7 protein-coding genes and 1 pseudogene are annotated in these 12,535 nt (G+C 67.2%); 3 read left to right on the forward strand and 5 right to left on the reverse strand.

What is annotated here, in order from left to right:
- Positions 1-53 precede the first annotated feature (53 nt).
- Positions 54-3,224, forward strand: coding sequence for an arabinosyltransferase domain-containing protein (locus tag QN239_RS15070; RefSeq protein ID WP_499011492.1), 3,171 nt, complete (start codon positions 54-56; stop codon positions 3,222-3,224).
- Between the two features lie 93 nt (positions 3,225-3,317).
- A pseudogene (locus QN239_RS15075) lies at positions 3,318-3,605 on the forward strand (TM2 domain-containing protein); the annotation flags it as partial.
- 7 nt (positions 3,606-3,612) lie between these two features.
- Here the strand turns inward: QN239_RS15075 and QN239_RS15080 are convergent.
- From QN239_RS15080 to QN239_RS15100, 5 genes are all read right to left on the reverse strand, one after another.
- Complete coding sequence (locus QN239_RS15080; RefSeq protein WP_499011494.1) at positions 3,613-5,757, reverse strand: DNA gyrase subunit A; 2,145 nt, start codon at positions 5,755-5,757, stop codon at positions 3,613-3,615.
- Between the two features lie 11 nt (positions 5,758-5,768).
- Positions 5,769-7,802, reverse strand: coding sequence for a toprim domain-containing protein (locus tag QN239_RS15085; RefSeq protein WP_499011497.1), 2,034 nt, complete (start codon positions 7,800-7,802; stop codon positions 5,769-5,771).
- A gap of 509 nt (positions 7,803-8,311) precedes the next feature.
- Positions 8,312-8,479, reverse strand: coding sequence for a hypothetical protein (locus QN239_RS15090; protein WP_499011499.1), 168 nt, complete (start codon positions 8,477-8,479; stop codon positions 8,312-8,314).
- A 62-nt stretch (positions 8,480-8,541) separates the two neighbouring features.
- Positions 8,542-9,486: an agmatinase gene (speB, locus tag QN239_RS15095; RefSeq protein ID WP_499011501.1), complete on the reverse strand. Its 945-nt coding sequence runs from the start codon at positions 9,484-9,486 to the stop codon at positions 8,542-8,544.
- Complete coding sequence (locus tag QN239_RS15100) at positions 9,483-10,946, reverse strand: purine-cytosine permease family protein (protein ID WP_499011503.1); 1,464 nt, start codon at positions 10,944-10,946, stop codon at positions 9,483-9,485. The genes speB and QN239_RS15100 overlap by 4 nt, the downstream gene beginning before the upstream one ends.
- A gap of 119 nt (positions 10,947-11,065) precedes the next feature.
- Between QN239_RS15100 and QN239_RS15105 the strand changes: the two genes are divergently transcribed.
- Positions 11,066-12,529 carry a PucR family transcriptional regulator gene (locus QN239_RS15105; protein ID WP_499011505.1) on the forward strand — a complete coding sequence of 488 codons (1,464 nt, stop codon included), beginning with the start codon at positions 11,066-11,068 and terminating at the stop codon, positions 12,527-12,529.
- The last annotated feature ends 6 nt before the right edge of the window (positions 12,530-12,535 follow it).

A 12,535-nucleotide genomic window follows, 5' to 3' on the forward strand; every position in this document is an offset into this window, starting at 1 on the left:
CTTCGGATACTGATGATGCGGTGGGGGAGAACACGGGGGAACCAGGTCGGCCGATGCGACTGACCAGGCTGGTCGCCGTCGTCGCGGGCCTGGTGGGATTCGTGGCGAGTCTGTTGGTTCCGGTGCTGCCGGTGGTGCAGACCACGGCGACGCTGCAGTGGCCCCAAGCCGGCCGGCTGGGCAGCGTGACCGCACCGCTGATCACGTTGACACCGGTCTCGTTGACGGCATCGGTGCCCTGCAGCGTCATTCGGGACCTGCCCACCTCGGGCGGGCTGGTGTTGGGGACCGCCCCGGCGGCAGGCAAGCAGGCGATGCTCAACGGCCTGTTCGTCACGGCGACCCGCCAGCGCGTCGATGTGATCGCTCGCAACGTGGTGATCCTCAGCGTGCCGCGCACCCTCATGGCCGACCCGCAATGTCAACGGCTGGACGTGTCCTCCTCGGTGGAGGGCACGTTCGCTTCGGTTCGCGGACTGTCCGATCCCGATACCGGTGCGGCACTGCGAGGTGGGTTCAGCGATCCGAACCTGCGACCCCAGATCGTCGGGGTGTTCACCGACCTCACGGGACCCGCACCGCCCGGACTGACGTTCACTGCGACCATCGACACCCGCTACACCAGTTCCCCGTCACCGATGAAGACGGCGGCGATACTCGCCGGGATCTTCGGCGCGGTCGCCGGACTGCTGGCGTTGTGGCGACTGGATCGCCTCGATGCGCGCCGCAGTCGCCGGCTCGTCCCGATCCGCTGGCGCAACGTCACCGTGGTGGATGCGACCGTGATCGTCGCGTCGGTCTTCTGGTTCATCGCGGGTGCCGGATCTTCTGATGACGGCTACCAATTCGGTATGGCCAACACCTCCAGCCACGCCGGCTACATGGCCAACTACTTCCGCTGGTTCGGCAGTCCTGAGGACCCCTTCGGCTGGTATTACGACCTGATCGCCCTCATGACCCACGTGAGCCACGCCAGCCTGTGGCTGCGTCTGCCGGACCTGATCTGCGCGCTGCTGTGCTGGCTGCTGCTCTCCCGAGAGGTGCTGCCCCGGCTGGGCCCGGCAGTCGCGGCAAGCAAGGCCGCGGTGTGGGCGGCGGCGTTGGTGTTCCTCGCTGCGTGGATGCCCTTCAACAACGGCCTGCGTCCGGAAGGGCAGATCGCCACCGGCGCCCTGGTCACCTACGTGCTCGTCGAACGGGCCATCATCACTCGCCGCCCCACCTTGGTCGGACTGGCGATCGTCGTGGCGGCGTTCACTCTCGGTATCCAACCCACCGGGATCATCGCCGTGGCCGTGCTGCTGGCCGGTGGGCGCCCCATCGTGCGTATCATCGTCACCCGCGCCAAGAGGGTCGGAATCTGGCCGATCCTGCTGCCGCTGGCCGCAGCCGGGGTCGTGGTACTGACGGTGATCTTTGCCGATCAGACCCTGGCCACCGTGCGCGAAGCCACCGCGGTGCGCACGGCGATCGGCCCGGCTCAGCCCTGGTACACCGAGAACCTGCGTTACTACTACTTGTTCCTACCGACCACCGATGGCGCGTTGTCGCGGCGGTTCGGGATCTTGATCACCATGACATGTCTGTTCGCGTCGATGCTGCTGTTGTTGCGCCGCAAGCGGATTCCCGGCATTGCGGTGGGCCCGGTGTGGCGACTGATGGGCGTCATCTTCGCCACGTTGTTCCTGCTCACCTTTGCCCCGACGAAGTGGATTCACCATTTCGGGCTGTTCGCCGCCGTCGGCGCGGCGATGGCGGCCGTGGCGACCGTGCTGTTCGGGCCGGCGGTGCTGCGCTCGGCGCGTAACCGAGTCGCGTTCCTTGCGGCCGTATTCTTGGTTCTTGCCCTGTGTTTCGCCTCGACCAACGGGTTTTGGTATGTCTCCAGCTATGGGGTGCCGTTCAACGACAGCAGTCCGCACTGGGGTCCTGTCACCGTGAGTGCGGTGTTCTTCGTACTGAGTGTGGCGACCGCCGGTTACGCGGGGCGGCTGCACCTGGCCGGCGCCGCGAATCGGCCCGAGGCACGTCCGGTCGGGCTCCTGACGCGCGCGCCCGTGCCGGTGGCGGCGGGCGCCATGGTGGTGGTGTGCGCCGGATCGATGCTGGCCGGTGCGATCAAGGAGTACCCCAGCTACTCCAACGGATGGGCCAACCTTCGTGAGCTGGCCGGTGGGTGCGGACTGGCCGACGACGTCCTCGTCGAACCCGAGGCCAACGACGGATTCCTGGCCCCACTGCAGGGCCGCTACGGCCCGCTGGGCCCGTTGGGCGGGGCCGCCCCGGTCGGCTTCGATCCCAACGGGCGGCCGGAACACACACTGGCCGAAGCGATCTGGCAGAGCCAAACCAAGTCCGGCACCGACTACGACTGGGAAGCCCCCACGGCATCGGATGAGCCAGGGATCAACGGGTCCGGCGTGGTGTTGCCCTACGGCCTGGACCCCGCCAAGGTGCCGGTGGCCGGGAGCTTCACCGCCGGACCTCAACAGGTCAGCACGTTGACCTCGGCGTGGTATCGCCTCCCGGCCGCCGACACGCAACATCCGCTCGTGGTGATCACCGCCGCCGGCACCATCACCGGTGACAGCGTCCTGTCCGGCCACACCACAGCGCAGACCGTCGTCCTGGAGTACGGCACGGAGACCCCCGAAGGCACACTGGTGCCACGCGGGCGACTCACCCCGTACGACATCGGTCCGCAGCCGGCATGGCGCAATCTGCGCTTCCCGCGCGCGGATATCCCCGCCGATGCGAGCTATATCCGTGTTGTTGCCGAAGACACTTCGCTCAATCGAGGTGACTGGGTCGCGGTCACCCCGCCGCGAGTGCCCGAGTTGCGGTCGGTGCAGGAGTACCTGGGCTCCACGCAGCCGATCCTGCTGGACTGGGCGGTGGGACTGGTGTTCCCTTGTCAGCAGCCCATGCTGCACGCCAATGGTGTCACCCAAGTCCCCACCTACCGGATCTCCCCGGACTATCCCGCCAAGATCGAAATGCCGGACACCTGGCAGTCCGGCGACAACGGCGGGCCGTTGGGTATTACCGACTTACTGCTGAGGGCCCACGTCATGCCCACCTACCTGTCCCGGGACTGGGGCCGCGACTGGGGCTCGCTACGCCGCTTCGATCCCGTCGTGGAAGCCCCCGAAGCGCACCTGAACCTCGCGACCGCCACCCGGAGCGGCCTCTGGAATCCGGGGCCGGTGCGCATCGGCCCGTGAGTGCACGATCGACCGTCCACATCGGCGTGCGCGAGCTCCAAGATTATTCCAAGGACCGCAACGACGATTACCGCCATGACAACAACACCTCAGCCCCAGCAAGACCCCACGTATGCACCCCAGCCGGCCCACCCCGGAGTGGACCCGCTGACCGGTCGGCCCCTCTCCGACAAGAGCAAGGTGACCGCGGGTCTGCTGGGAATTCTCCTCGGCAGCTTCGGCCTCGGCCGCTTCTACCTCGGGTACACCAAGCTGGCCGTCGCACAGATCGCGGTCACCTGGCTGACGCTGGGAATCGGCGGCATCTGGCCTTTCATCGATGGCATCCTGATTCTCCTCGGCAAGGTGCCCGATGTGGAGGGCCGCCCGCTGCGTAGTTGAGCGGCTGCTACGTCGCAGGCGTCACGTCCCTGCCGGAACCCTTGACCGAAGCTTTCGCGCGCTTCTCGGCGCGCACCGGCTTGCCGCCGCGGACGAACCCGGCGGGGGAGACCGAGGCCGCCATCAACGCGTCCTCGCCGTTGACGAACGGGTGGAACGTGACGCCTGCGCCACCGCGCCCCTTCACCGGAATATCGGCGACTTCGGTGACTTTCCAACCCTTTTCGGAGATCGAAAGAAGAGCCTCGCCGTTCTCGCAGGTGAGCGGCAGCGCTGCAATGACCTCGTCGCCGGGGTCACCGGCCGTCAGCTTCACCCCGGCCACACCATTGCCGGCTGCACCCTGCGGGTTCACGGCGGCGGGGTCGATGCGCAACACCTTTCCGCGCCGGGTCACCAGCGCCAGGTGATGCCCCGGTGTCAGCACACCTGAGCGCACCAGCCCGGTGATGTCCGGCGCGACGGGGATGTCGCGGATCTTGTAGGGCAGGCCGTTGCCGGTGGTGAACTTGACGCGCCCGTCGGTCCACACCGCCCACCCCAGACCCGAGGTGAGGAGGTCGCCATGGCTGTCGGAGAACACCCCGCGGTCGTCAAGACGCCAGGAGGCATTGACCTTCCGCTCGCGCGCGCCGTCGTCATCGGAGCCCGCCACCGTCGGTGTGGCCTCGAAGTCCAGCACCGTGCGACGGTCGAACTCGGCCCCCTTGAACAGTTTCGCGGTCTCCACCAGTTCCTTGTCGATGACCGCGCGTCGGGCGTCGGGGTTCGACACCAGTTCGGTCAGTTCGAGGAACTCGGCATCCAGCTTTTCGGCTTCGGCCTGCAGTTCGATGACGTCGAGTCGGGTCAACCGGCGAAGCTGCAGTCCCAGAACATAATCGGCCTGCTCGGCATCGATGGAGAAGCGCTCCTGCAAGCCCTGGCGAGCCTCGTCGACGGTATCGGAACTGCGGATGACCGCCACCGCGGCATCGATATCGAGGTGAATGAGCATCAGGCCGGCCACGAGGTGGCGACGGGCGGTGACCTTCTCCAGGCGATACTCGCTGCGGCGCACCACCACCGAGTCGCGCAGGTGCAGGAATGCCGAGATCAGTTCACGTACCGACCACCAGCGCGGTACCCGGTCCTCGTCGAGAGCGACGAGGCTGGCGGCGAAGGTGGACTCCAACGGTGTCAGTGCGAGCAACTGCTCACGGATCTGCTCGGCATTGTGACCACGTTTGGCGGTGACGACGATCCGCAGCCCGTTACGCCGGTCGGTCAGATCGGACATATCGGCCACACCGGCGAGTTCCCCGGACTCGACCAAGGCGCGGATCCGTTCCTGGACAGTGGAACTGGCGACACCGGGCGGAAGCTCGGTGATGATGACGTTCTTGCCCTCCACGGATACGGTGCCGCGCACGGTGAACGCGCCGCGTCCGGTGGTGATGTATTCGCGCAACCCGGCGGTGCCGACCACGGTGGCGCCGCAGCCCCAGTCGGGGCCGGGAATGAGCTTGACCAACCTGTCGTCGGTCATCTTCGGCGTCGCCAGCAGGGCCCGGCAGGCGGCCATGATCTCGCGTGGGTTGTGCGCCGGCACCTTGGTGGCCCAGCCCTCGGCGATACCGACGGCGCCGTTGCACAGCAGCACCGGCCAGCGTGCCGGCAGTACCGTCGGCTCGATCCACTCTCCGTCGAACGTCGAGACCATCGGTACGGCGTGATCGTCGAGTTCGGCGGTCAGTGCCGCACCGGGCGCCGACAGCCGCATCTCGGTATAGCGGTCAGCCGCGGGAATGTCACCCTGAATACGCGGGAATGCGCCCTGCCCGTCAATGACTTTCACCCGTTGGAACTCGGCGGCCATCAGCGCCGCGGCGCCGTACATCGACGCGCCGCCGTGCGGGTGCAGATTGCCGGTGACGGCCGAGCACACCTTGGACGATTTCTGCGGCTTGTTACCGGGCAGCAGCTTCGAATCGTGCATCTGATAGAGCAGGCGCCGCTGGCCGGGCTTGAGCCCGTCGAACGCGGACGGGATGGCGCGGTCGCTGACGCTGTAGAGCGCGAAGGTCAGCTGGTAGTGATTCCAATAGTCATCTGCGCTCTGGTCGAGCACCAGATCGGGGTTCTGCTCGGGAACGTCCAGGGTGGCGGTCACAATAGGTTCTCCTACGTCAGGTCAAGAGCAGAGGTGTCGACGCGGGAGGCGATATCGGCCATCCACGTACGCCTGCCTTCCGGCGGCCCGCCGAACAAAGTGTGGTGCAGCTTGGATTCGCCGTCATCGAGATGCACTCGAATGACGGTGCGCCGCTGCGGATCCAGCACGGTGTTCCAGAAGTCATCGGCATCCATCTCACCGAGACCCTTGTTTCGTTGCACTTCGACCTTGCGTTTGGAGGTGGCTTTCAGTTGGGCCACCGCGGCATCACGCTCGGATTCGTCCTGGCAGTAGATCCGTTGCGTGCCGTCCTTGACGACGAACAGCGGCGGCAGCGTCACGTAGACCATGCCCGCTTCGACGAGTGGGCGGTAGAAGTCCAGGAACATCGAGATGAGGCTGGAGTTGATATTGCCGCCGTCGGGGTCGGCGTCGGAGGCGAACAGGATGCGGTCGTAGCGGCACAGTTCCGGATCGCAGTGGTCACGCACGCCGCAGCCCAGGATGCGTTCGATGGAATCGAACTCGTCTTTGACCCGTGCCTTGCTCAGTGTGAACCCATAGACGTTGGGCGGCTTGCCTTTCAGGGGGAAGGCCGCCTGGAAGGTGGCGTCGCGCGCCGCCTTGATGGTGCCCAGGGCCGAATCGCCCTCGCACAAGAACAACTCGGCACCGGATCCGCGGCCGGTCTCCCTGCTGGGCAGCAGCTTCGGTGGCAGCGACAGGTTGGTGCCCAGTCCCTTGGCCTTCGACGCCGCGCGGGACCGGGCCTTGGCGCCTTCGGCGCTGCGCCGCGCCCGCGCCGATTCCAGCGCCAGCTTCGTCCACAACGACACGGTGTCGCTGTTGGCGGGATTGGCCGCCCACACGGTGACGCTGCGCGCCACATCCGGGGCCATCGCCAGGTTCAGCGACCGCGAGGACACCGCCGTCTTGGCTTGGGAGTCCCATGCCACATCGGGGGCGCGGGTATCGACGGCCAGTGCGGTGACCGCCGCGAAATCCTGCGGCTCCGGACCGTCCTCGCCTTTGGCCAGGCCGAGGTCGCGGATCCGGGAAGCGCGATCGGCCAGGGCTTCGGACAGCCCCTTGACGGCGGCCGTCAGGTGGGACCCCCCACCCGGGGTGCGCACGGTATTGCAGAATGCGGCGACGGTGGCAGGTTCGGCCGGGCCCGCCGTCAGCGACCAGCGAAACGGGGTCGGCCCGCGGCCGGTGGTGTATTCACCTCGGCCCTCCACCACGGCGCGCACGCCGGGTACGGGTGTGCCGGCGGCGGTGCACATGAGGTCCAGCAGGGTATCGGTGCCCCACGGACCGGTGAAGGGCTCGATCAATTCGGGCCGGATCTCTCCGCCCGGCCACCCCTCGTCGACGACGGTGAGATGCACACCTGGCGACATCCGCGCCGCGGCGTGCGCCCGCAACAGCACCTCACCGACATCCACGCTGGAATCGGGCACCACGGCCGAGTCGAACAGGATGCGCACTTCTGTGCCGTGGGCGTCCGGCTTGCGGTTACCCACGCCGCGCAGTTTCTGCGTGTCGGAGCGGGTGAACGGGGCGTTCGGGTCGAAGTCTTTGCCTTCGAAGGTGCCGGGGTAGCCGCCGCCGAAACTCTGCAGGTAGGTCTTTCCGGCCCGGCGCACCGTCACGTCGGTGCGTGCGGAGATGAACACCGCCGCCGCGGCGCCGATCCCGTTGAGTCCGGCGCCGGTGCTGGTGGCATCGGAATGGGCGGAGAACTTGCCGCCGGCCCGCGCGGTGCCCAGCGTCTTGACGATGCCGTTCTTCCCGGTAACGGGGTCGGAGTCGACGGGCAGGCCACGGCCGTCGTCGGCGACACTGACCGATCCGTCGGCGTGCAGGGTGATGGTGACGGTCGAGCCGCCGTGGCTGGGGTCGGCGACCTCTTCGACCGCGTTGTCCACCAGCTCGCGCAGGGCCGTGTTGAGAACATCCAGGCCGAGGTTCACCGCCGGCCGCAGGCGGGTGTGCTGGACATCGTCGAGCTCGGTGATGTCTGCGGCGTTGTAACTCACTGCTATCCCTTCCACCAGGGCCGATGCCGCGGCGCGGCCGGATCCCGTCGGTGCGTCACTGCCCAGCGAGCCTGCCCTCGCCGTGTCAGCCGCCCCCCGATCGGCGGGCGGCTTAAGCATTCTGCCTCGGGGAGGTGACACCACACCTCATCGCCAGGCCGAAGCAGTCTAAGAATTCGGTGATCGCGCACACATCGGCCGGCCGATGTGATGGCATCTCGATGGCACCGCGGCCACGCCGGCCATGGCGACATCCTCCGTGAACAGATCAATCACACCGCATCGACCGGACTGGTCAGCGGAGCACCAACCCCCTCGGTGACGGTGGCAAATAACGGCCTCTCGGCCTTTGCCAGGTCGAGGCATTCTCGAGCAAAGTCGCGGATTTCGCCGGAGTGCGAAAGGGTTCGCCGATTGCGGCGGAAAGCTCACCCCGGTGCGCGCACCTTAGAAAATGGTGAGAAGATCCCTGCGTGACAGAAGATGCGGCGGTGAGCCAGGCGCGACAGCTACTGACTGCTCTCTACGACCAAGTCGCCGACATCTCGCACAAACTGGAAATCGTCGATGCACGAAACCGCCGGGCACGTGCGCGTGGCAACGCGCGGGTCGATCCCCGTGCCGGCGATCTGCGGCGCGAGCTGTACGAGGCGCACCGGCTGATCGACGGATTGCACCGGCGATTCCCCGAAACCTCGCCCCATAACCGCCCTTTCGCAGGCCGGCACGCCCGGCCCGGTCAACCCAGATTGGCCGCCAGCACCGAGAGCAGTTCGTAACCGACGTGCGCTGCGGCGATGCCGGTGATCTCGGCATGGTCGTAAGCGGGTGCCACCTCGACGATGTCGGCCCCGACCACCTCCAGCCCGACCAGCCCACGCAGCGTGTTCAGTAGTTCACGCGACGTCATGCCGCCCGCCTCGGGGGTACCCGTACCCGGCGCGTGCGCGGGGTCGAGCACGTCGATGTCGACCGAGACGTAGACCGGGCCGCCGGAGAGGCGCTTGCGCATCCGCTCGACGATCGATGCCACGTCGTCGAATTCGTAGTCGTCGGAGCGGATCACCTGGAACCCGAGCACCGCGTCGTCCTCGAGGTCGTGCTTGCTGTAAAGCGGACCGCGAATGCCGATGTGCTGGGACCGTTCCATGTCGATCAGACCCTCTTCGCTGGCCCGGCGGAACGGCGTGCCGTGGGTGAACGGTGCCCCGAAGTAGGTATCCCAGGTGTCCAGGTGAGCGTCGAAATGCAGCACGCCGATGGGGCCGTGATCGCGGGCCAGGGACCGCAGGATGGGCAGGGCGATGGTGTGGTCGCCGCCGATGGTCAGCACCTTCGAGCCGTCCTTGCGCAGGTCGGTCACGGCGGCGTCGATGGTCTCGATCGCCTCGGCGATATCGAACGGATTCACCGCGATATCCCCGCAGTCGGCGACCTGCTGAACCGCGAACGGCTCGATCCCGACCGCGGGGTTGTACGGCCGCAACAGTTTCGACGAGGCGCGGACATGACCGGGTCCGAAGCGGGCCCCGGGCCGGTAGGACACCCCGCTGTCGAACGGGATACCCACGATGCTCACGTCGGCGCTGCCGACCTGGTCGATGCGCGGCAGTCGCGCAAAGGTGCCGGGTTCGGTGTAGCGGGGCCGGCGCGTGGCATCCACCGGACCGATTGGATCGGTCATTTCTCCTCCGTTTCAACGGTGTTGGCGATCGCCACCGCATCGGCGGGATCGGCCAGGGATGGATCCTCGGCGATGAGAGCGAGCTCATGGGACAGGTTCAGCGACCGGGTCAGCGCGATGTACACCAGACCGGACACCGCCAGCCCGACGATGAAGGCGATATCGACATCGCCCATCGCGGCGGCGACCGGGCCGGTGTAGAACGGCAGTACCACGAACGGGATCTCTGCGGCGATGCCCGCGGCGAAGGCCACCAGCCCCCGCCAGGACCAGGCGCCGTACACCCCCGCCGGGGTGAACAGGTCCGCGATGACGTAGTGCCCGCGGCGTACGAAGAAGAAGTCGGTGAGGTTCACCGCGGTCCACGGCACCAGCAGGTACAGCATGATCAGCAACGTGGTGTTCAGCGCCGCTGTCGCGTTGGACAACAGCAGGCTCATGGCCAGCCAGGCAACCGCGAGCACCACGATGGTGATCACCCGCAACTTCCGCGTGGGGCGTACCGAACGCACCGAATCCAACCCGGTGACCACCGTCAGCATCCCGCTGTAGGCGTTGAGGCCCATGGTCGCCACCAGCACGAGTGTCGCGACGACGGCCAGTACGCTGCCCAGCATCGGCACCGTGGCGTTGCCGGCGGTGTTGATCCCGGCCAGCGCGTCGGAGGCGCCCAAGTAGGTGGCCATCCAGGCGCCCAGCGGGATCAACCACACCGGGGATGCGGTGGCTCCCACGAACACCGACGCGATGATCGCCGACGGCCGGGTGCCCCGCGGTAGGTATCGGCTGTAGTCGGATACATAGGGCGCATAGGTGATGTTGTAGGACGCGGCCACCCCGAACTGGGCCAGGAACGCGACCCAAGTGAAAGAGCCTGTAGCCGAATCGGTTCCGTGTACCCCGCCGGACAGCACACCGTAGGTGAGCGCCAGCCACAACGGCAGGGATATCCAGAACAGCACGCGGAAAGCTCTGTGCAGCAAGTCATGTCCGAAGATGGCCAGACCGGCGGCCACCACGGTGATCACCACCGCTACCACGACCGAGTTCCAGCCGAAGATCTCCTGGAGGCCGGATTTGAGGATGACGACATCGACGACGTTGAATCCGACGAAGGTGAACAACGTGCCGATCAGCGGCACCAGCACCCCGCGGAAGCCGAACTGCGCCCGCGACTGGATCATCTGGGGCAGCCCGAGCACGGGTCCCTGGGTGGCGTGGAAGGCCATGAACAGGGTGCCGAACGCGATGCCCGCGATTCCGGCGACCACCGTCCACCACAGCGAGAGGCCGAGGCTGGGGCCGACGAACCCGAGCGCCAGGGTGAACGGCTGGAAGTTGCCGACGAACCAGAACGGCCCCTGGTGGCCGACCTTGCCGTGCCGTTCGTCATCGGGCACGTAGTCGATGGAGCGGGTCTCGATCAACGTCGCCGTCCGGTCGGCGCTGGGCATGGCCATGTGTATCTCCCTGTGTGGCGGTGGTCATACTTTGGCCAAATCTGCTGTTGGAAGCCATAGCGGTTTTGTTCAGTCTGACCATTACGATTAGACGATATGTACAAGACACCGGAGGGGCGATGATCACCGTCCGCGATGTCGCGACTGCTGCGTCACTGCAGCTGACAGTGGTGGCCGGCGCGGCGGGGCTGGAACGCGAGATCACCACCGCGCATGTCTCCGAACTCACCTCGCCCGGGGACTGGCTACGCGGAGGCGAACTCCTGATGACCGTGGGCCTGCTGCTACCGATGAACGCCGCGGCGTGCCGCGCCTACGTCTCCGAATGTGCTGCGGCCGGTGTGGCCGCACTCGCGCTGGGGGTCGGCCACGGGCTGCCGTACCGGGAATGTCCGGAACCGCTGCGGGCGGCCGCGGAGCAGGCGGGTATCGCCATGCTCGTCGTGCCCGACCAGACCCCGTTCATCGCCGTCACCAAATGGGTCTTCGAAACCATCGCACGGCAGGAACGTCGTGGACTTCAACAGGCCATGGAGAACAATCGGCGGCTCACCGCAGTGGCGACGAGCTCCGCACCGCTGCCGGCGCTGCTCGCGGCGTGGGCCTCGACGAGCGACACCCCGTGTGTGGTGTGTGACGGTGCCGGCGGTCTGGTAGCCGCCAGCCCGGGGACCCCGCCGGAGACCGTCGAGCGGGTGCGCCGGGCCTGCGCCCAGATGGAGGGACGCAATTGGGCGGTGCTCAATGGGGTGGAGGTGCACACCATCGGCGCGCAGATACCCCTGGCGTTCGTGGCGTTCGGCGCCGATATGGACGCCACCGCCCGCGCCTCGTCGACCGTGCTGGTCTCGCTCATCGCCGTGGACCGCGAGCGGCGCGAACTCTCCGATGAGCCCGAGCGTCGGCGCAGGGAACAGGTATTCGGACAGCTACTGCGCACCGGTATCAAACGCGAACGCGCCCAACAACTTGCGTCGAGCGTCGGCTTGACCGCTGAGCACTGCCACGTGGCAGTGGTGGACGAGGCAGGGGAGGAGCTCGCGTTCCGGCTGCGTTCCACCCTGGACGGAGCCTTGGTCCGGGTTCAGGGCCGCACAGTGGAGATCGCGCACTGGAACCTGAACGCACTCACCGAGACCTTGTCGTCGCATGCCGGCGGACTGCCCACCGGCATCGGCGCGGCGACCAGCCCTGAAACGCTGGGGGTTTCGGCCATGCAGGCGCGGTCCCTGGTCGCTGTCAGCCGACGACTCGGCCGCACCGTCAGCGCAGTCGAAGGCGAGACGGTGTCCTTGCTGCTGTCGCTGGGGGCGCCGGAGGCGGTCCGCGGATTCGCCGATGCGGTGCTGGCGCCACTGGAGGCGCTCGAACCGGGGGAACGGGCCGAGATGTTGCGGACGCTCGATCAATGGCTGCGGGTCAACGGTGCCTGGGATCCGGCAGCCGCCCGGTTGTCAGTGCACCGCAACACGGTTCGCAATCGCATCGACCGAATCGCGCAACTCACCGGGCGCCGGCTCGATGACGGCGATGACCGGATGGAGCTGTGGCTGGCGCTCAAGGCCCGCACGGCGCTGCCGTGACTAGAC

This window comes from Mycolicibacterium sp. Y3, from assembly GCF_051188035.1.
In the GTDB taxonomy this organism is placed as follows: Bacteria; Actinomycetota; Actinomycetes; order Mycobacteriales; family Mycobacteriaceae; genus Mycobacterium; species Mycobacterium fluoranthenivorans.

Excerpts from the sequence above, each read along its gene's own strand:
- QN239_RS15070 (WP_499011492.1), top strand. The coding sequence starts at position 54 with ATGCGACTGACCAGGCTGGTCGCCGTCGTCGCGGGCCTGGTGGGATTC.
- speB (WP_499011501.1), bottom strand. The coding sequence starts at position 9,486 with ATGACCGATCCAATCGGTCCGGTGGATGCCACGCGCCGGCCCCGCTAC.
- QN239_RS15100 (WP_499011503.1), bottom strand. The coding sequence starts at position 10,946 with ATGGCCATGCCCAGCGCCGACCGGACGGCGACGTTGATCGAGACCCGC.
- QN239_RS15105 (WP_499011505.1), top strand. The coding sequence starts at position 11,066 with ATGATCACCGTCCGCGATGTCGCGACTGCTGCGTCACTGCAGCTGACA.